Origin of the sequence: Paragemmobacter straminiformis, from assembly GCF_014243445.1 — a bacterium.
GTDB lineage: Bacteria > Pseudomonadota > Alphaproteobacteria > Rhodobacterales > Rhodobacteraceae > Paragemmobacter > Paragemmobacter straminiformis.
Window position 1 is genome coordinate 608,605 of sequence record NZ_JACLQD010000001.1, and the last position, 19,843, is coordinate 628,447.

Sequence of the window (19,843 nt, forward strand, 5' to 3'; positions counted from 1 at the left end):
GAGCGAAGGGGATCAGACAGGATCAGGACGGGTAACGCGGCACCAAGGCTTTGGTCAGTTGCGCTTGCGGCTGGTCGAGACGGCCCCCCCGGCCCCGTCCGCGCCATCGCGCAGGCCGCGCGCGGTGGCGATGTCCGACGGGTGCAGGGGTTCGGAAAGCACGGGTTCGGCGCGGAAGCGCGAGCGCATCTCGGCGGGCATGGCGGCCATTGCGAGGGCAAGGGCGGCAAGGCCCAGCAGCAGCGAAGTCATTTGTAGAAATGTCTGGGACTGGGTCACAATCGGCTCCTGTTGGCGGGAGTGGTGGGCACGGGTCCGGCAGAAAGACCGGCCGCGCCCACCGGGGGCAGTGCTGCAATGGGGAAAGGCTGTGCCAAAGGGCCGTGGCGGGCAAACGAAAGTATTGGAATTCCAGTGTTTGGCGGCTAGCGTTCGGGCAAGATTTCTTAACGGCTTTGAAAGGAACTCATGTCGCTGTCCTTCGCGCAGAAGCTCGGCATCACGGCGGTTGTTCTGGGATGTTCCACCCGCAAGGAGCTTTGCGCCCGGTTTCGCGCGCTCAACCCCGCGACAGAGTTCGACCTCGAGCGCAGTTTCAAATGGTTGCAGGGAAAATCGCTGCCCCGTTCGATGACCGTCTACGAGGATTGGGCGCGGCTTCTGGGCACGGGGCGCGGCGGGACGTGGCTTGCGGGCTGTTCGGTCGAGGCTTTCAGCGAAGAGGTCTGCGCCCTGTTTCAGGCCGATGCGCGCGAGGTGCAGGCGCGGACGGCGGCGTTTCTGGGCGAGAAGGCGGCGACGGGGGATGCGCTGGTCGGGGATTTCGTCTGCTATTCCTGGGCGTGGTCGCCCTTTCATCAGGGACTGCTGATCCGTGGCGAGATGGCGCTGCGGCCTGCGGCGCAGGGTAAGGTCGGCGCGGTCTACAGCGAGCAGCTCGACGGGCATCTGGGGGTGTTCCGTGGCAGCGGAACGCGCGCGGGGCGGACCTTGCAGTTGACGCTGTCGGGGGCCGAGGGCGAGCATATGGCGCAATCGCTGCTGGTGTCGGGGCGGCCGAGCGACTGTTTTTGCGGGTTGAGCCAAGGCTTTACCGTGGCCGGAACGATGGAGGAGGTTTCCGTCTGCCGGATCGTGGGGATGCGCCTGCCCGAGGGCGGGACGGTCGAGGGGCTGGCCTATCTGCCGCATCGGGCCGATGCGGTGGCGGCGGATCTGGCGGCCTGCGGCTATGCGGCGGGGATCACCGATGCGCTGGCTGCGGCCGTGATGCGCTTTCTGGACGGCGGGGGCGCGCCGCATCCGCTGAAGGTGCTGGGCGAGGACCTGACCGAGGTTGCCCGCGCCCTTGCGCTGGCGCGCAGCGAAGGCGCGCGGGGGTAGCGGCGGATAAGGGCGGGTGCGGCCTGCGGGGTCAGCCGAGGCCGTGCAGCCATTCCATGCGGGCGGCAAGGTCGGGCGCGCCGAAGGCGAGCGAGCCAAGCACCACGGTTTCGGCCCCTGCCCCGCGCAGCAGCGGCACGGTGGTATCGCGGATGCCGCCATCGGCAGCAAGGACGATGCGGCGTCCGGCGGGCGCGATCAGCGCCTTGGCTTCGGCCAGACGGGTGGTGGCGCGGGGGTCGAGGCCCTGCCCCTTTACCCCGATGGCGGTGCCGAGCAGGGTCAGGACATCGAGCCGTCCGATATGGGGTGCGGCGCGCGACACGGGGGTTTCGACGCGCAGCACCATGCCGGATTTGAGGCCGTATCCCGCGATCAGATCAAGCGCCTTTGACGCATTGGCGTTTTCGGCGTGCAGGCTGATGAGGTCGGCCCCCGCTTCGGCGAATTGTTCGACCTGCGACAGAAGCACGGCGTCGTCGACCATCAGATGCACGTGGATCGGCAGGTCGGAGACATCGCGGATGCGGGCGACGAGGTCGGGAAAGAACAGGAAGGCGGGGGCAAAGACGCCGTCGGCCACGTCGATATGCAGGATATCGGCATGGGGACGGATGCGGGCCATGTCATCGGCCAAGCGGATCAGGTCGGCGGACCAGACCGAAAACTCGGCGATCAGGCGGTGTGTCGGCAGGGCGGCGAGCCAGTCGGAAGCAGGGCGGGGCATGGTCGGTCCTTCAGGTCAGGAAATCGGTAAGGGCGCGGTGCAGGGCCGCGAGATGGGCCGGTTTGTCACTGCCCTTGGGCGGCAGGGTGACATGGGTCGCAGCCGGAATGAGGGCGGCGAGGTCGCGGGACAGGGCGAGCGGGTGGATCGCATCTTCGGCGCAGCCCGCGACAAGGGTGGGCAGGCGCAGGGCGCCGAGGTCGGCGGGGGTGACGCCCGGGCCGTCGCGCGAGATGGTGTTGAGCAGGATCGCCGTGCGCGAGACGGGGGTGCGGTCGAAAAAGCCGCGCAGCGAGTTGAGGTTGTCGGGCGCGGTCGCGGCGAGGGTTTGCGCGGTGTCCGAGGACAGGAAGGCCGCCCGTGCCTCGGCCACGGGAAGGCGGACGAGGGCAAGGCCGACTTCGGCATTGGGTGCCATGTTGGGCGGGGCGGCATCGCAGCCCCAAGCGGGGCGGACGAGAAAGAGGCGCGAGACAAGTTCCGGCCGCGTGACGGCAAGGCGCAGGGCGATGGCCGCCCCCATCGAGATGCCACCGATGGCGACGGGCTGGCCAAGCGTTTCGGCCAGTGCCGCCACATCCTGCGCGAATTTGGCAAGGCCGGGCTGCGGGTCGAAGTCGGATGTGCCGTGGCCGCGACAGTCGAGCGTGAGGCAGCGCAGGCGGGGATCGGCCGGGAAGGCCTCGAAGGTCTGGCGCGCATCGCCGCAGAGGCCGTGCTGGAAGATCACCGGACGGCCCGCGCCGCCCGCATCGTGGACGGTCAGGCGCAGGCCGTCGCGGTGCAGGACCGAAGGCATCAGGCCAGCCCGCGCAGGAAGGCTGCGACGGCGGGCGCTTCGGGCGCGGTCAGGCCGTGGGTGACGAGATCGCCGTGAAAGCCCGCCGCTTTGAGGCAGGCGATGAAATGCGGGAAATCGACCACCCCCTGCCCTGCCGTGGCAAAGCTGCCGTCGGGGTGGCGGTCCTTGGCGTGGGCCATGACGATCCGGTCGGCCAGACGGTCGACCGCATCGGCGATGATGGCGCGGCGGTCAGCATCGGAGGCCGTCTCGAACAGGTTGGCGGGATCGAGGACGATGGCGAGGGCGGGGCTTTGCAAGCTGTCGATCAGGCGGCGCGCGGCGGCGGCGCTGTCGACGACATTTGCAAGCTCGGGTTCGATGCCAAGGCGGATGCCGGCGGATTCGGCCTGTTCGCAGGCCTTGGCCATTTCAGCCAGCAGGTCGCGCCATGCCTCGGGCGTGGCATTGTCGGGGTGGTGCGCCCATTGGTCGGTGGCATGGCGGGTGCCGGTGCAAAGCGTGACCATGCCGGTTCCCATGGCGCGGGCATGGGCGATGAGCAGCGACAGGCGGCGCAGGCCCGCCGCGCGCTGGGCGGGGTCGGGGTGGATCATGTTGTAGGTGCCCGAGACGGCGGCGATGGCGACGCCCGTCGCCTCGGACGCGCGGCGGATGGCGGCGATGTCGGCTTGGGCAAGCGCGTCGGGCATGGCGGGCATGCCCGAGCAGGCCATGTTGTATTGCACCGCCGCATAGCCCGCGTCACGGGCCGCGGCCAGCACGGTCGCGGGGTCGCTGCCTGCGAAGGTTTTGGCAAAGATGCCCAGACGAAGCGGCGCGGGCTGCATCAGACCGGACCCGCCGCCTGATCGATGCGCACGGGCTGGCCGCTGCGGACCGATTGGGCGATGGCGACCATCGCGCGGACCGAGGCGATGCCGTCCTCGATATCGGCGCCTTGCATCGGGGTGCCGTTCAGCACGGTATCGGCGAAGCCTTCGAGCTGGCGGCGGTAGAAGTGACCGTCGGCGCCGAGGACGCGGCGGCTTTCGCCCGCGCTTTCGTGGAAGATGTCGACCTCGGAGGATTTGTAATACCAGGGGTTATAGGTCTTGCCGAGGATGGACCCGTTGGCGCCGTAGATCTGGAAGCCTTCGTGCCAGTCCATGCGGACGGCGACGGTCAGGTCGAGATGGCCGAGCGTGCCGTTTTCGAATGCGACATCGACGAACCAGCAGCGCAGGCCGCCACGGTTGAGCAAGCGCGCGTCGACCGAGGCGATGGGGCCTGCGAAGTAGCGGGCGGTGTCGACCAGATGGCTGCCGTGGGCAAGCATGTAATAGCGGTCGAGGTCGGCTTTGGGGTCGCCTGCGGGTTTGCGGGCGTTGCGGCTGGTGACCATCAGCGGCTGGACGGCATCGGTCATCGGGTAGCGGTGGGTGCTGTCGCAATACCATGCTTTGAGCGCGACCATCTCGCCCATGTCGCCGTCGACGAAGGCCTTGGCCGCCTGCAAACCGGCGTCGAAGCGTTTCATATGGCCGACCTGGAGGATGCACCCCGAGGCGGCGGCGGCGGCGCGGAGGCTTTCGGCCTCTTCCACCGAGGTGGCGAGGGGTTTTTCGCACAGCACATGCTTGCCCGCTTCCAGCGCGCGTTTGGCGGCGGGAACGTGGAAGGCATCGGAGGTGGCGATGATGACGGCCTGAAGGTCGGGGTCGGCCAGCATGGCATCGTAATCGGCAAATTGCCGTTCGGGCGCGTGGGTGGCGGCCATGCGTTCGCGCAGGTCGTCGGCCACGTCGCAGATGGCGTAGAGCGTGGCATTGGCCGCCTTGGTGCAGCTTTCGAAATGCGCGGCCTGCGCGATGGGGCCGCAGCCGAGCACGCCGACGCGGAGAAGGCGGTCTTGTTTCTTGGGCATTCGATCCTCGTCGCCTGTGTCGGTCGTGGTGCGGGGGCGGACCGTGATCCGCCCCGCCTTGGCTTAGCCGCCAACCATGAGCTTGACCACCTCGTCATGGGTGGTGTCGCTGATGCGTCGTTCGCCCGCCATGACGCCGCGCCGCAAGACGACGATGCGGTCGGAGACGGCGAAGATGTCTTGCAGGTTGTGGCTGATGAAGATCACGCCGCGGCCCTGCTCCTTGAGCTGGTGGATCAGGCTGATGACCTTGCGCTGTTCCGGCACGCCGAGGGCGGCGGTGGGTTCGTCCATGATGAGGACCTGCGCGTTCCAGTAGACCGCGCGGCCGATGGCCACGGCCTGCCGCTGCCCGCCGGAAAAGTTCGACACCGGCGCGTCGAGGCGGCTGACGTGGAAATCGAGCAGGGCCATCGTGTCGCGCGCGGCTTCGGCCATTTTCTTGCGGTCGAGGACGGGCAGGAAGCCGAAGGCCTTGGTCATGGGTTCACGGCCAAGGAAGATGTTGGCGCCGATCGACAGGTTGTCGGCAAGGGCGAGGTCCTGATAGATCGTCTCGATGCCGCTTTCGCGGGCTTCCTGCGGCGAGGCGAAGCTGACCTCGCGCCCTTTCAGCAATACCTGGCCCGAGGAGGGGCGGTAGACGCCCGAGATCGCCTTGATCAGCGTGGTCTTGCCTGCGCCGTTGTCGCCGGCAAGGGCCACGACCTCGCCTGCGTTCACATGCATGGACAGGTCGGCAAGCGCCTGCACGGGGCCGAAGTTCTTGGACAGGTGACGGGTTTCGAGAAGCGGCTGGTCACTCACTTTGGCGGCCTCCGGAAATGCGGCGCTGGGCTTGGTCGATCAGGACCGAGATGATGATGACGACCCCGACCGAGATGAATTGCCAGAAGGGTTCGACGTTGATGAACACAAGGCCGTACTGGATGACGGCGATGACGAGCGCCCCCGCCACGGTGCCGAGGATGGTGCCCGAGCCGCCGAAGAGGCTGGCCCCGCCGATCACCACGGCGGCGACCGAGTCGAGCAGAAGCGGTTCGCCCGCCTGTGCCGCACCCGCCGTGAAGCGGGCGGCGTAAAGCACCCCCGCAAGGCCCGCGCAGATGCCCGACAGGACATAGAGGCGCAACAGGTGGCTTTTGATGTCGATGCCCGCGCGGCGGGCGGCCTGTTCATTCGCGCCGATGGCGTAGTTGTGCTGGCCGAAGCGGGTTTGCGACAGGATGTAATGCATGACCAGCACGAAGATGGCCGTGATGATGATGATCCACGGAATGCCGAGGATGCGGCCGTTGCCCAGAAGCGCGAAGAAGCTGTTCTTGACCGGAACCGTGGTGCCGCCTGCCAGAAGGAAGGCCACGCCGCGCGCCACGCCGAACATGCCCAGCGTGCCGATGAAGGGCGGCACCCGCAGGCGCGAGACGAGAAGGCCGTTCACGAAACCGGGGATCATGGCAATGGCGACGGCGACCAGCGTGCCGAAAAGCACGGCCAGCGGCTCTCCCATGGCGGGGGCCGACCAGTTGATGACATGGGCCGCGACCACCGCCGCAAGCCCCATGATGAAGCCCATCGACAGGTCGATCCCGCCCGAGATGATGACGAAGGTCTGACCCGTCGCCAGCAGAAGCGGGGCCACGGCGAAAATGGCGATCGAGGTGATGTTGTAGGGATTGACGATGAAGCTGCCGCCGAATGCGGTGCGGCTCCATGCCTCGAACCCGATGATGAGGGCGGCGAGGAACAGCCACGCGCGCAGGTCGGCGATGCGCTGCACGAGGGTGCGGGACTTGTCGGCATGGTCTGCTGGGGGCGAGACGTGTCCGCTGCTTGCGGGCGGCGCTTCGGTCATTTGGCGGTCCTGTCGGCTGGGATGGCAAACCCCGGAACCGTGGCGGATTGCCGGGCACCGGGGCGCTGGTCTTGGGAGCAAATTGCCCCCGCCGCAGGGGCGGGGGCGGGAGCGATCATTCCGAGTAGACGTATTTCGCGACGTTCGGGTCGGAGACGTTGTTCTTGTCGATGATCGTGAAGCCCGTACCGATGCTGACCGGGATCGAGTTGCCGGTCAGGTGGGCATAGGCCGAGACCACGCCGTAATAGCCGATTTCGGCGGGGTGCTGGGCGATGGCCACATCGACAAGGCCGGTCGAGAGGTTGTCGACGATGGAACCGGGCGCGTCGAAGGCGACGACCTTGACGTTGCCGGTCTGCCCGGCCTGCTGCACGCCGTTGGCGGCACCGAGGGCCGAGAAGAGGTTGGCGCCGAACACGCCCTTGAGGTCGGCTTCGCGGGCCAGAACGCCCTGAAGCTGCGAGGCGGCCTTGTTGGCGTCATTCTCGTTGAACTGGGTTTCCAGAACGGTGACGTTGGGGAATTCCTCGGCCATCGCCTGCTTGAAGCCCGCTTCGCGCTGGTCGGTGGTCGAGATGCCCGGCTTGACGTTCGAGACGTAGACCTTGCCTTCGCCGCCGATGGCCGCCGCGAGGGCGCGGGCCGCGATCTTGCCGCCGAGGACGTTGTCCGAGGCGATGTAGGACAGCGGGAAGTCGGCATCGCCCGCGCCGGTCTGGTACTGGCCGGTGCCGATGAAGGTGTCGACGGTGATGACGGGGATGCCCGCGTCATGCGCCTTGCGCAGCGGCTCGACCAGCTGGGTGGTGTCGGTCGGCGCGATCAGGATAGCGTCGGGGGCGCGGGCGATGACCGCATCGAGCACCGGAACCTGCGTCACGGGGTTGAAGTCGGGCGCGCCCTGGAAAACCAGTTCGACACCCAGCGCATCGGCAGCGGCCTGCGCGCCCTTTTGCATGGTGATGTAGAAGGCGTCGGTGGTCAGGCCGGGAATCAGCGCAATCGTGAATTTCTTGTCCTGCGCCTGCGCTGCACCCATGCCGAGCGAGAGCGACAGGCTGGCCGCAGCAACGGCCCCCAGAATCGAACGACGTTTCATGTTTTCTCCTCCCATTGGGCCGGAATCGCCCTTTTGGGCTTTCGCGCCGGACCCGGTTCACGTGGGGCAAATGAAAGCCGAGAGGCGGCTTGGGTCAAGAGAAATTTTTTGCAGCAATATTTTGCTGCACTTGCGAAAAGGATTTCACAAGCCGCGGGACAGGCCGTCCAGCACCGCCTGGGCGGTTTGCGCATCGGTCACGAGCGCGTTTATCAGACCCGCGCGGGCGGCCCCGATGATGGAAAGGGCCTTGGCCTCGCCCGAGGCCACGCCGATGCACAGCCGCGCACGTCTGAGTTGTTCGGGCGAAACGGCGATCAGGCGGTCGGCCCCCTCCCAGTCGATGGGGCGGCCCTGCGCGTCGAAGTAGTGGCGAATCACGTCGCCCGCCGCATCGACGAGTTGCTGTTCGGAGGGGGTGGCAAGGCTGGCGTCGGGGGCGTTCAGCGCATGTGGCAGGCCCACGCCGACAACGGCGACATCGATGCGGTCCCACAGGGCGACGGCCTCGCGGATGGCGGGATCGGCAAGGAAGATGTCGCGGGTGTCGGGCGAGGGCAGGAAGGGCGCATGGACGAAATAGGCGGTTCCGCCGGCCTGTTCTGCCGCCATTCTGGCGAATTCGTTGATCTGGAAATGGGCGTGGTGCTGCTGCATGCCGCCGGTTGCGGGCACGACAAGCACGCCTGTCATGGGGGGCAGACCCGCCTCGAGGACGGCGCGGATCGCGCGGCCCCAGCCCAGCGCCAGAACGGCGCCGGGGCCGAGGTTGGCGGTTTTCAGCATGGTCCCCAAGGGGGCGGCAAGGGCCACGGCGGCATTGCCTGCCGGGGTTTCGACGACCGAGACGCGGCGCAGGCCAAGTTCGCGTTCGAGTTGAGCGCCCAGCGCATCGGGGACGACGAGGTCTCGCACCTCGATGCGCACGATGCCTTCGGCCCGCGCCCGTTGCAGCAGGCGCGAGATGGTGGCGGTGGACAGGCCGAGCTGCTTGGCGATCTGCACCTGCGGCAGGTCGCCGACATAATGCAGTTTCGCCACCATGTGCATCAGCGCCCGCGTTTCACCGGCGTCGGGAGTGCCTGCCTGAGACAGATTGCAATTCCTTTCTGCAACGTGTTACATCGCTTACCATAGCAGCCCCGCTGTGTCTGACAACGGAAAGTTCCCGCCGGAATGGCACGCGGGGCTTACCCTTGTGCGGGCAAGGGGGCAACCGGCAAGCAAAGGCAGGATGTGATGACCCGAATGACCAGTGCCGAACGGCGCGGCTACCAGCTGATCTGCGGCGACGAGGGCGCGATGATGGTGATCGCCTGCGACCAGCGCGGCGGCATGCGCACGATCCTTGGCGCGACGCCCGAGGAGCAGGCCAAGATCGGCACCGACATTCTGGGCCAGACCAAGATGGACATCGCGGCCTATCTTGCGCGCCATGCGACCGCCGTTCTGGTCGATCCGGTCTGCGCCCTGCCTGCGATGATCGACGAGGGGATGCTGCACCGGTCGACCGCGCTGCTGGTCGGGCTGGACGATTCCGGCTTTGGCCTGACGCCCGAAGGATACCGGATCTCGAAGCTGGTCCCCGGCATCACGGCGCGCAAGGTGCGCGAGTTGGGCGGCACCGGCGCCAAGATCATGGTCTATCTGCGGTCGGACATTCCGGCCGCCAACATCGCCAATATCGCGCTGCTGCAAGAGGTGATCGCGGATTTCGCCGCCGAGGACCTGCTGCTGGTGGTGGAATTCCTGACCTATGCGCTGCCGGGCGAGGACAAGGCCACCCATTCCGCCGCCGTTCCGGCGCTGATCGAGGGCGGGTCGCGCATCTGTCTCGACCTTGGGGCGAAGGTGCTGAAGATCCCCTATCCCGGAACGCCGGAGGCTTGCGCCAATGTCACCGCGATGTGCGCGGGCGTGCCTTGGGCGGTGTTGTCGGCGGGGGTGGACCATGCGACCTTCCTCGGGCAGGTCGAGACGGCGATGGCCAACGGCGCTTCGGGGGTGATCGCGGGGCGGTCGCTGTGGAAGGATTGCATCTCGCTTGACCGCGCAGTGACGAAGGAGCGGCTGACCACGGTCGCGCTGCCGCGGTTGCGGGAAATTCAGGCGGTGATCGGCCGCTACATGCCAAGGGGCTAGGATGCGCGCCACGATCGGCATCGACATCGGCGGGACGAATGTCCGCGCGGCGCGGATCGGCGCGGATGGCGTGGTGCAGGACCGCCGCGCAAGGCCGAGCCTGCGCGACGGCGAGGGCTGTTTGCGCCTGTGCAGGGAAATGGTCGCGGAATTGCGTGACGAAACGGTCGCGGCCATCGGGGTCGGCGTGCCGGGTCAGGTGGATTTCGCAAGCCAGCGGGTGCTTTCGGGGGGGTATGTGGACCTGTCCACCCTGCCCTTTGCCGAACGTCTGGCACAAGAGACGGGCCTGCCTGTCACGTTGGACAACGATGCGAACATGGCCCTGCTGGGCGAGGTGGCGCAGGGGGCCGCCAAGGGGCTGGCGCATGTCGTGCTGCTGACCATCGGCACCGGGATCGGGGGGGCCATCCTTGACCACGGGCGCATTTTGCGCGGGCGCGGGGTGGCGGGGCAGCTGGGCCATCTGACCGTGGTGCCCGAGGGGCGCGACTGCGTCTGCGGCAAGCGGGGCTGCACCGAGACGGAAAGCTCGGGCACGGCCTTCGGACTGCATCTGGCCGAGGCGGGATTGCCTGCGGGCACGCGGGCCGAGGCGTTGCTGGCGCGGGGCGATGCGGTGGCAGAGCGGGTTCTGCACCGCTGGGCCGCGCCGCTGCGCGGGGCCATCGACACGCTGATCGCCACGCTTTCGCCGGAGGCCGTGATCATCGGCGGGGGGGCTGGCGCTGCGATGGTGGCGGCGCTGGGCCGCGTGCCGGCGCGGAGATCGTGGTTTCACGCGCCGGTTCTGGGCGCGGGTCTGGGCGATGATGCGGGCGTGATCGGGGCTGCGGTGGCGGCACGGCCCAAGGGGCGGCGCGCCGTTCTGGTGAACGGGGTGCCCGCTTCGGGAAAATCCGGTGTGGCACAGGCGATCGCGGCGGCGACGGGCTGGCCCATCCTGTCGCTGGATACGGTGAAGAACCCGTTTCTGGTGGAACTTGCCCCCGTGGACCGCTTGATGAACCGGACCTTGGGGCGGGCGGCCTATCGGTCGATCTTTGATCTGACGGCGCAGTTCGCGCCGGATGCCACGGTCATAATTGACGCATGGTTCGGCTTTCAGCCGCCCGAGGTGTTGCAGGCCGGGCTTGCCGCGGCGGGGATCACCGAGGTGCGGCAAATCTGGTGCCACGCCCCGCCCGAGACCATCGGCGCGCGCTATGCGGCGCGGGTCGCCACACGGCCTGCGGGGCATCCGGGGCTGGATTATGTGCCGGAACTGGTCGCGCTGGCGACGCGGGCGCGGCCGCTCGACGGCTATCCGAGCCACGAGGTCGACACGGCCGCGCCGCTGGACAGGGACGCTTTGATGCGGTTTCTGGCCTGACCTTGCGGCAGAATGGCGCTATCGCGCCGAAAGCGCGGCAATGGCCCTTTCCGGCAAGCCTGCAATGCGTCATGAAGAATGACCCGCTGCGCCCGCGGGTGGTGACAAAGGTAAAGCGATGACCGGACCCGAGACTGCGCCCCCGCAAGGGCCGCGCGATGCGATGGCTTGGGTGCGGGTTCTGGCGCGCTATCGCGACCCTTCGACAAAGCGCAGCATTCTGGAGCTGGCGGCGACACTGGTGCCTTTCTTGGCGCTGTGGGGGCTGGCATGGGCGTCAATGTCGGTCAGCCTGTGGCTGACGCTGGCGCTGGCGGTGGCGAACGGTTTCTTTCTGGTGCGGCTGTTCTGCATCCAGCACGATTGCGGCCATGCGGCCTTTTTCCACAGCCGCCGCGCGCAGGACTGGGTGGGGCGCTGCATGGGGGTGTTGACGCTGACGCCCTATGACGTGTGGAAGCGGACCCATTCGATGCACCATGCGCGGCACGGCAACCTCGACCAGCGGGGGATCGGCGATATCCTGACGCTGACGGTGGCCGAGTATCGGGCGCGGGGCTGGTTCGGGCGGTTGATGTACCGGCTGTACCGCAACCCGCTTGTGCTGTTCGTGCTGGGGCCGGCGTGGCTGTTCTTTCTGCAGAACCGGCTGCCGATGGGGCTGATGACGGCGGGGGTGCGCTACTGGATTTCGGCGATGGGGACCAATGCGGCCATTGCCATCGGTCTGGGTCTGATCATCTGGCTGGGCGGGTTCATGCCCGTGCTGCTGATCTATATCCCGACCTCTGTCGTCGCGGGAACGCTGGGGGTCTGGCTGTTCTATGTGCAGCACCAGTTCGAAGAGACGCATTGGGCCAAGGAGGGGGACTGGCAGTTGCACGATGCCGCCCTTGCCGGATCGTCGCACTACGTGTTGCCGCAGCCCCTGCAATGGCTGTCGGCCAATATCGGCATCCACCATGTGCATCATCTCTATTCGCGGGTGCCGTTCTACCGTCTGCCCGAGATCTTGCGCGACCATAAGGAACTGGCCGATGCGCAGCGCCTGACGCCGCTGCAAAGCCTGCGGTCGGTCGGACTGAAACTATGGGACGAGCAGCGGGGGCGGCTGATGTCCTTTGCCGAGGCGCGGCGGCTTTATGACGCGGCCTAGGTGACGGGCGCGGGCTTTGCGCTAGCTTGCCGCGCATGAGCGACGAGATCCGCATCCTTTACAACGACACCTGCCCTGTCTGCCGGTTCGAGATCGACGGCTACAGGCGCTTGGCCGAACGCGGGGCGCTGCCGCTGCGCTTTGACCGGCTGGACGAGGCCGCCGCATGGGGGCTGACGCCGGATGCCGCCGCGCGCCGCCTGCATGTGGTCGAGGACGGGCGGCTTTTGTCGGGGATGGCGGCGTTCCGGGCGATCTGGGCGCGGCTGCCGCATCTGGCATGGGCCGCGCGGGTCACGGGCTGGCCGGTGATCCGGCAGGGGATGGAGTTTGCCTACGACCGGATCGCGGCCCCGGTTCTTTACCGCGCGCATCTGCGCAGGCAGGCCCGAAAGGGGCGGTAACGGTGTATTCCGGCCTGTGCAGACTTGCCCTTTTGCCGCGTTGAGGCTACCTCCCGCCTGTCGCCATACAAGGGTAATCCCATGTCCGATGATCCGAAGACGCTGGTTTCGACCGAATGGCTTGCCGCGCATCTGAAGGACCCTGACCTGCGGGTGCTGGATGCGTCGTGGTATCTGCCCGACGCGGGCCGCAACGCCAAGGCCGAATATGCCGCCGCCCATATTCCCGGTGCGCGCTTCTTCGACATCGACGAGATTTCGGACCAGCGGTCGTCGCTGCCGCATACCGTGCCTCCGGTCGAGAAGTTCATGAGCCGGATGCGGGCGATGGGCGTGGGCGACGGGCATCAGGTGGTGGTCTATGACGGGGCGGGGCTGTTTTCGGCAGCGCGGGTGTGGTGGACGTTCCGGCTGATGGGCAAGATGGATGTGGCCGTGCTGGACGGGGGTTTCCCCAAATGGCGGGCCGAGGGGCGCGAGATCGAGGATATGCCGCCCGTGGTGCGCGACCGGCATATGACGGTGAGCCGCCAGAACCAGCTGGTCAAGGATGTGACGCAGGTGGCCCATGCCTCGAAGCTGCGCGAGGCCGAGATCATCGACGCGCGGTCGGCCGCACGGTTCAAGGGCGAGGCGCCCGAGCCGCGCGCGGGGCTGCGGGGCGGGCATATCCCGGGGTCGAAGAACGTGCCCTTCGGCACGCTGTTGCAGGCGAATGGCACGATGAAGCCCGTGGCCGAGCTGCGCGCCGTGTTCGAGGCGGCGGGGGTGGACCTGACCAAGCCCGCCATCACCACCTGCGGGTCGGGGGTCACGGCGGCGGTGCTGTCGCTGGCGCTGGAACGGATCGGCCACAGGAACCACGCGCTTTATGACGGGTCGTGGTCGGAATGGGGCATGTATGACGATTTGCCCGTGGAAAAGGGATAAGGGATGTTCGACCATTTGAAGCCGCAGCCGCAGGACAAGATCCTGCAACTGATCCAGATGTTCCGCGAAGACCCGCGCACGACCAAGATCGACCTTGGCGTGGGCGTCTACAAGGACGCGACCGGCCTGACCCCCGTGATGCGGGCGGTGAAGGCGGCGGAGAAGAAGCTGTGGGAGGTCGAGACGACCAAGACCTATACGGGGCTTGCGGGCGAGCCTGCCTATAACGCGGCTTTGGCGGGGATGATCCTTGGCGATGCGGTTGGCATGGAGCGCGTGGCCTCGGTCGCGACACCCGGCGGGACGGGGGCGATCCGGCAGGCGCTGGAATTGATCAAGCTGGCGACGCCGGAGGCAACGGTCTGGCTGTCGAACCCGACATGGCCGAACCATCCGTCGATCATCAAATACCTTGGCATGAAGATGGCCGAGTACCGCTATTTCGACGCCGAGACGCGGGGCGTCGATTTCGGCGGGCTGATCGAGGACCTTGGCGCGGTCAAGGCGGGGGATGTGGTGCTGCTGCATGGCTGCTGCCACAACCCGACGGGCGCGAACCTTGATGCGGGCCAGTGGGCGCAGGTGGTCACGCTGCTGGTGGCCCGTGGCGCGGTGCCGCTGGTGGACCTTGCCTATCAGGGGTTCGGCGACGGGCTTGAAGCCGATGCGGCGGCGACGCGGTTGGTGGCTTCGTCTTTCCCCGAGGTGCTGATTGCGGCCTCGTGCAGCAAGAATTTCGGCATTTACCGCGAGCGGACGGGGATTCTGGTCGGGATCGGCGCGGCGGATGGCAAGGGGGTGCTGCAAGGCAACCTCAACTTCCTGAACCGGCAGAACTATAGCTTTCCGCCCGATCACGGGGCGCGGCTGGTGACGATGATCCTTGAGGATGCCGCGCTGAAGGCCGATTGGCAGGCGGAACTGGAAGAGGTGCGGCTGAACATGCTGGGCCTGCGCAAGGCCTTGGCCGACGAGCTGCGCCGCGTGACCAATTCGGACCGTTTCGATTTCGTCGCCACCCATCGCGGCATGTTCAGCCGCCTTGGCCTGACCGAGGCGCAGGTGGTGCGGCTGCGGGAAGAGCATGGCATCTATATGGTGGGCGACAGCCGCATCAACATCGCGGGGCTGAATGCGAGAACGGTGCCGATCCTGGCGGCCGCCATCGCGCAGGTGTCGTGAACGAACCGACCCAAGGCCAAGGCCCGGCGCGACCCGCCGGGCCTTGCGCGTTTCAGAAGGCGGCGCCGTTGACGGCCTTGCGCGGAATGGCGGCAAGGTCGGCCGCGGGCACGCAGCGGATGTTGACGGCGCGCATCGGCTGCCCGTTCTGTTCGCCCTCGGCAAAGGGTTCGGTGCCGCAGGTGGTGCAGAAGCGGTGGGTGATGCGGTGTTTGTAGAACCGGTAGCGGCCCAAGGACGCCTCGCCGCTGTCGAGCGTGAAGGCGGTGGCGGGCACGAAGGTCAGCAACAGCCCCTTGCGGCGGCAGATCGAGCAGTTGCATTCGTAAACTTCGGCCGGCAGGTCAGCCGTCACGGTAAAGGCCACGGCACCGCAATGGCAGGAACCTTGGTAGGGCATCGGCTGCGTCCCCCTGTGGTTGCAGGCGCAGGATAGCGCGATACCGCAGGGGCGCCAAAGAAAAAGGGCCCGCGCAGGGAGGAGTGCGCGGGCCGCTTCAGTTTCGTGCAAGGGGGAGGAGCCTTGCCCGCCGTGTCGCAAGGGGCCGGCGCACCGGCCCCCCGTAACCTCAGCCGTGGTAGGCCGCTTCGCCGTGCGAGGCGAGGTCGAGGCCCTGCCGTTCGGTATCGCCATCGACGCGCAGGCCGACGGTCATATCGACCAGCTTGTAGAGGACGAGCGAGATGATGCCCGACCACAGGATGGTGATGCCGACGGCTTCGATCTGGATCCAGGTCTGGGCCGCGATCGAGTAGTCGTCGCCCTTGACCCCGCCAAGGCTGGCCGCCGAGAAGATGCCGGTGCCGATGGCGCCGATGATGCCGCCCACGCCATGCACGCCGAAGACGTCGAGGCTGTCGTCATACTTGAACATGTTCTTCACCACGGTGACGAAGAAGTAGCACACGCCCGAGGTGATCGTGCCGAGGGCGATTGCCCCCATCGGGCCGACCGTGCCGCAGGCGGGGGTGATGGCGACCAGACCGGCGACCATGCCCGAGGCGGCACCCAGCATCGAGGCCTTGCCGCGCAGCACGCCTTCGAGCAGCGACCAGGCGCAGACGGCGGCGGCGGTGGCGACGAAGGTGTTGATCATGGCAAGGGTGGCACCGCCGTTGGCTTCAAGGTTGGAGCCGACGTTGAAGCCGAACCAGCCGACCCAGAGCATCGACGCGCCGATCATGGTCATGACCATCGAATGCGGGGCCATGTTTTCCTTGCCGAAGCCGACACGCTTGCCGATCACGAGGCAGCCGACGAGGGCCGCGACACCGGCGTTGATATGCACCACGGTCCCGCCGGCGAAGTCGATGGCACCCATCGTGAAGATCAGGCCCGACACGTCCCAGACCATATGGGCCACGGGGAAGTAGACGAAGGTCACCCAAAGCACCGAAAAGAGCAGGATCGCCTTGAATTTCACGCGCTCGGCAAAGGCGCCGATGATCAGGGCGGGGGTGATGGCCGCAAAGGTCATCTGGAAGGTGATGAACAGGTATTCGGGGATCACGTAGCCCGCCGAGAAGGTGGCCGCCATGCTGTCGGGCGTCACGCCTGCAAGGAAAAGCTTGCCGAAGCCGCCCCAGTAGGGCGAGGTGCCGCCGCCGAAGGTGACCGAATAGCCGTAGACGACCCAGAGGATCATGATGACGCTGGCGATCAGCGTCGTCTGCATCAGGATCGACAGCATGTTCTTGGCGCGCACGAGGCCGCCGTAGAACAGGGCAAGGCCCGGCAGGGTCATGAACAGCACGAGCACGCTCGAGGTCATCATCCAGGACACGTCGCCCTTGTCCATCACGGGAGCGGCGTCTTGCGCCAGCGCCGGCAGGCCCGCCATCAGCGCCGCGGCCAGCGCGGTCAGGCCCGAATATTTTGCGAAGTTCTTCATTGGTTCGGTTTCCCCTTCCCGGACACGTTCAAAGCGCGTCGTCATCGGTTTCGCCCGTGCGCACGCGCACGGCGTGCTGGACGTCCAGCACAAAGATCTTGCCGTCACCGATCTTGTCGGTCTTGGCGGTGGTGCGGATGGTTTCGACCACCTGCTCGGCCAGCGCGTCGGAGACGACGATCTCGAGCCGGACTTTCGGCACGAAGTTCACCGCGTATTCCGCGCCGCGATAGATTTCGGTGTGGCCGGATTGCGAGCCGAAGCCCTTGATCTCGGTCACCATCATGCCGCGGACGCCGATCGTGGTGAGCGCCTCGCGCACTTCCTCAAGCTTGAAGGGCTTGATGGCTGCAATGATAAGTTTCACGTCGTTCCCCTTCCGTTGGCCGGGACCGGTGGCCCCGAGCGGTCCTTGACCTGCATCAGGCGGAAGCGGGCGCGGGCATACAAGAAAGGGGCGGGGCGTTCAGGGGCGGGATGCCGCCGAAACTGCCCATTTTTTATACTTTTTGGGCGACTTGTCTAAATAATGAGCGGATCGCGCACCCGAATCGCGGCAGCTTGCCCTTCGCATTCCGGTTGCGGGGGGTTAGATTAACGCAAAACCAGACGCGCGAAGCACGGGCAGCAGACGATGGCATTGACGGGCAAAGGGCGTGGTCCGCTTGTGGCGGACCGGCGCTATTCCTCTGTAAAGACGGCGAAGGCGACGGGCGGTGGGCCGCGCGGCGGCGCGGGCGGTGGTGGTGGTGGCGGCGGCGGTGGTGGTGGCGGCGGTGGGCCGAGAAAGCCCGCGCCCCCGAAACGGGCCCCGCGCAAGGCGCCGCGCAAACGCGGCGTCATCGGGACGCTGGTCTTTGGCCTGCTGGGGTTGATCTGGCGCGTCGTCTGGGGTGTGGGCTGGCGCGTCGGGTTCGTTTCGGCAACGATCCTGTTCTTCGTGGTCATGTATTTCTACGCCCAACTGCCGCCGGTAAGCGCGCTGATCGACGCCCGCGCCAAGGGGTCGGTCACGATGCTGGACCAGGATGGCAAGGTCTTTGCGTGGCGGGGGGAAACCTTTGGCGGGATGATCACCGCCGACACGGTTTCGCCCTATCTGCACGATGCCGTGGTGGCGACCGAGGACAAGCGCTTTTACCGCCATTTCGGCATCAGCCCGCGCGGCATCGCGAGTGCCGTGCGCATCAACCTGTCCGAGGGGCGCGGACCGCTGGAAGGCAACGGCGGGTCGACCATCACGCAGCAGGTGGCAAAGCTGCTGTGCCTTGGCGTGGCCTATGATCCGAAGAAATGGAAATCCGAGGCGGAATACGAAGCCGATTGCCGCAAGGGCGGGATCGTGCGGAAGATCAAGGAAGTGCCTTTCGCGATGGCGATGGAGGCGAAGTATTCCAAGGAAGAAATCCTGACGATCTATTTCAACCGCGCCTATCTGGGCGCGGGGGCGCGCGGCTTCGAGGCGGCGGCGCAGCGGTATTTCGGCAAATCGGCCAACGAGGTGAACCCCGCCGAGGCGGCGATGCTGGCGGGCCTGCTGAAGGCGCCCTCGACCTTTGCGCCGACGAACAACCTCGAACGGGCGCGGGCGCGGGCAAATGTGGTGATCGGGCTGATGGAGGAGCAGGGCTATCTGACCAAGGCCGAGGCCGACGAGGCCCGCGCCAACCCCGCAAAGCTGAGTGCGGCGGCGCAGACGAAATCGGGCGGCTATTTCGCGGATTGGGTGATGGAGACGGCGCCGGCTTTCCTGACCTCGGAAACCACCGAGGACGTGGTGATCAAGACGACGCTCGACCAGCGGATGCAGAAGGCGGCCGAGGATGCGGTGGCCTATGTGTTCGACAGCAAGCTCAAACAGGGGTCGAACGCGCAGACGGCTGTGGTGGTGATGTCGGCCGACGGGGCCGTCAAGGCGATGGTGGGGGGCCGCAAGACGGAAGCGGCAGGGTCGTTCAACCGCGCGACGCAGGCGCTGCGGCAGACGGGGTCGGCCTTCAAGCCCTTTGTCTATGCGGCGGCGCTGGACCTTGGCTGGAGCCCGATGGATTATGTGGAGGATGTGCCGCTGACCATCAACATCCCCGGATCGGGGCCTTGGACACCTTCGAACTACGACAAGGAGTTCAAGGGCATGATCACGCTGGCCCAAGCCTTGCGGGAAAGCCGGAACATTCCGGCGGTCAAGGTTTCGGAAGCGGTGGGGCGCGATCTTGTGCGGCAGGTGGCCCAAGGGTTCGGGATCGAAAGCGATCTGGCCGCCGGCCCCGCGCTGGCGCTTGGCGCTTCGGAAGCGACGCTGATCGAGATGACGGGGGCCTATGCGGGCATATTGAACGGCGGGTCGGCGGTGAAGCCCTACGGGCTGACCGAATTGCGCCTGCAGGGCGAGAATGACCCCTTGATGGGGGCGGCAGGCGGGATCGGCGAGCGGGTGATACAAGAAAAATCGGCCCGCCTGCTGACATGGATGATGACGCAGGTGGTCGAGGGGGGAACCGGTGCGCGGGCGCGTCTGCCCGACCGTCAGGCCGCCGGAAAGACCGGCACGACGCAGGCCGCGCGGGATGCGTGGTTCGTGGGTTTCACTGCCGATTACGTGGTGGGCGTCTGGATGGGCTATGACGACAACACGCCGCTCAAGGGGGTGACGGGGGGCGGCATTCCTGCCGAGATCTGGCACGAGGTGATGATGCGCGTGAACGAGGGCGTGCCGCCAAAGCCCCTGCCGATGATCGTGCCGGAGCCGAAGGCACCGCCCCCGCCGGGGACCGAGGCGCAGCCCTTGCCGCCGGGCGCGCTTGAAGGGGGGATCGACACGGATGGCGATGGCGTGATCGACGCCTGGCCGGTCGACCCGAACGATCCGAATGCCGCGCTTGCCCGCCCGCGCGAGGTGCCGCAGGGCGAACCGGTGCAGCCGCGCCGGAACCGCGCGCAGGAGGACCCCGTCGAGTCGCTGCTCAAGGATTTGCTGGGGATCAACTGAG

General features: G+C 67.0%; 20 protein-coding genes. 8 read left to right on the top strand and 12 right to left on the bottom strand.

Annotated features, from left to right (window positions below):
* Positions 1-54: 54 nt before the first annotated feature.
* Positions 55-252, bottom strand: coding sequence for a hypothetical protein (locus H7F16_RS02870; RefSeq protein WP_185796033.1), 198 nt, complete (start codon positions 250-252; stop codon positions 55-57).
* Positions 253-468: 216 nt separating this feature from the next.
* Between H7F16_RS02870 and H7F16_RS02875 the strand changes: the two genes are divergently transcribed.
* Entirely contained in the window at positions 469-1,383 is a 915-nt protein-coding gene (locus H7F16_RS02875) for a hypothetical protein (RefSeq protein WP_185796034.1), read from the top strand.
* 31 nt (positions 1,384-1,414) lie between these two features.
* On the opposite strand, the gene H7F16_RS02880 is transcribed toward H7F16_RS02875, so the two are convergent.
* The 8 genes from H7F16_RS02880 to H7F16_RS02915 form a co-directional block, all read right to left on the bottom strand.
* Entirely contained in the window at positions 1,415-2,110 is a 696-nt protein-coding gene (locus tag H7F16_RS02880) for a ribulose-phosphate 3-epimerase (protein WP_185796035.1), read from the bottom strand.
* Between the two features lie 10 nt (positions 2,111-2,120).
* Positions 2,121-2,909: an alpha/beta fold hydrolase gene (locus H7F16_RS02885; RefSeq protein WP_185796036.1), complete on the bottom strand. Its 789-nt coding sequence runs from the start codon at positions 2,907-2,909 to the stop codon at positions 2,121-2,123.
* Entirely contained in the window at positions 2,909-3,742 is an 834-nt protein-coding gene (locus H7F16_RS02890; RefSeq protein ID WP_185796037.1) for a sugar phosphate isomerase/epimerase family protein, read from the bottom strand. Before H7F16_RS02890 ends, H7F16_RS02885 begins: the two co-directional genes overlap by 1 nt.
* Positions 3,742-4,818: a Gfo/Idh/MocA family protein gene (locus H7F16_RS02895; protein ID WP_185796038.1), complete on the bottom strand. Its 1,077-nt coding sequence runs from the start codon at positions 4,816-4,818 to the stop codon at positions 3,742-3,744. The genes H7F16_RS02890 and H7F16_RS02895 overlap by 1 nt, the downstream gene beginning before the upstream one ends.
* Positions 4,819-4,881: 63 nt before the next feature.
* A complete protein-coding gene (locus tag H7F16_RS02900) occupies positions 4,882-5,625 on the bottom strand; it encodes an ATP-binding cassette domain-containing protein (RefSeq protein ID WP_185796039.1) in 744 nt (247 codons plus the stop codon).
* Complete coding sequence (locus tag H7F16_RS02905; protein ID WP_185796040.1) at positions 5,618-6,673, bottom strand: ABC transporter permease subunit; 1,056 nt, start codon at positions 6,671-6,673, stop codon at positions 5,618-5,620. The genes H7F16_RS02900 and H7F16_RS02905 overlap by 8 nt, the downstream gene beginning before the upstream one ends.
* Positions 6,674-6,788: 115 nt before the next feature.
* Positions 6,789-7,775 carry an ABC transporter substrate-binding protein gene (locus tag H7F16_RS02910; protein WP_185796041.1) on the bottom strand — a complete coding sequence of 329 codons (987 nt, stop codon included), beginning with the start codon at positions 7,773-7,775 and terminating at the stop codon, positions 6,789-6,791.
* Positions 7,776-7,919: 144 nt separating this feature from the next.
* Positions 7,920-8,819 carry a sugar-binding transcriptional regulator gene (locus tag H7F16_RS02915; protein WP_241741154.1) on the bottom strand — a complete coding sequence of 300 codons (900 nt, stop codon included), beginning with the start codon at positions 8,817-8,819 and terminating at the stop codon, positions 7,920-7,922.
* A gap of 195 nt (positions 8,820-9,014) precedes the next feature.
* Between H7F16_RS02915 and H7F16_RS02920 the strand changes: the two genes are divergently transcribed.
* The 6 genes from H7F16_RS02920 (at position 9,015) to H7F16_RS02945 (ending at position 14,961) form a co-directional block, all read left to right on the top strand.
* Positions 9,015-9,917: a tagatose-bisphosphate aldolase gene (locus tag H7F16_RS02920; protein WP_185796042.1), complete on the top strand. Its 903-nt coding sequence runs from the start codon at positions 9,015-9,017 to the stop codon at positions 9,915-9,917.
* 1 nt (position 9,918) lies between these two features.
* Positions 9,919-11,289: an ROK family protein gene (locus H7F16_RS02925; RefSeq protein WP_185796043.1), complete on the top strand. Its 1,371-nt coding sequence runs from the start codon at positions 9,919-9,921 to the stop codon at positions 11,287-11,289.
* A gap of 118 nt (positions 11,290-11,407) precedes the next feature.
* Positions 11,408-12,445 carry a fatty acid desaturase gene (locus H7F16_RS02930; protein WP_185796044.1) on the top strand — a complete coding sequence of 346 codons (1,038 nt, stop codon included), beginning with the start codon at positions 11,408-11,410 and terminating at the stop codon, positions 12,443-12,445.
* 35 nt (positions 12,446-12,480) lie between these two features.
* A complete protein-coding gene (locus H7F16_RS02935) occupies positions 12,481-12,849 on the top strand; it encodes a thiol-disulfide oxidoreductase DCC family protein (protein ID WP_185796045.1) in 369 nt (122 codons plus the stop codon).
* Positions 12,850-12,930: 81 nt separating this feature from the next.
* A complete protein-coding gene (gene sseA / locus H7F16_RS02940; RefSeq protein ID WP_185796046.1) occupies positions 12,931-13,779 on the top strand; it encodes a 3-mercaptopyruvate sulfurtransferase in 849 nt (282 codons plus the stop codon).
* A gap of 3 nt (positions 13,780-13,782) precedes the next feature.
* A complete protein-coding gene (locus H7F16_RS02945) occupies positions 13,783-14,961 on the top strand; it encodes an amino acid aminotransferase (protein WP_185796047.1) in 1,179 nt (392 codons plus the stop codon).
* A gap of 52 nt (positions 14,962-15,013) precedes the next feature.
* Here the strand turns inward: H7F16_RS02945 and H7F16_RS02950 are convergent, their stop codons facing one another.
* The 3 genes from H7F16_RS02950 to H7F16_RS02960 all read right to left on the bottom strand — a co-directional run bounded on the left by H7F16_RS02950 (position 15,014) and on the right by H7F16_RS02960 (position 17,220).
* On the bottom strand, positions 15,014-15,361 hold the full coding sequence (locus H7F16_RS02950; protein WP_185796048.1) for a GFA family protein: 348 nt from the start codon (positions 15,359-15,361) through the stop codon (positions 15,014-15,016).
* Positions 15,362-15,530: 169 nt separating this feature from the next.
* On the bottom strand, positions 15,531-16,853 hold the full coding sequence (locus tag H7F16_RS02955; protein ID WP_185796049.1) for an ammonium transporter: 1,323 nt from the start codon (positions 16,851-16,853) through the stop codon (positions 15,531-15,533).
* 28 nt (positions 16,854-16,881) lie between these two features.
* Positions 16,882-17,220: a P-II family nitrogen regulator gene (locus H7F16_RS02960; RefSeq protein WP_185796050.1), complete on the bottom strand. Its 339-nt coding sequence runs from the start codon at positions 17,218-17,220 to the stop codon at positions 16,882-16,884.
* Positions 17,221-17,487: 267 nt separating this feature from the next.
* Here H7F16_RS02960 and H7F16_RS02965 point away from each other — a divergent pair, with 267 nt between their 5' ends.
* A complete protein-coding gene (locus H7F16_RS02965; protein WP_185796051.1) occupies positions 17,488-19,842 on the top strand; it encodes a transglycosylase domain-containing protein in 2,355 nt (784 codons plus the stop codon).
* Position 19,843: the final 1 nt, after the last annotated feature.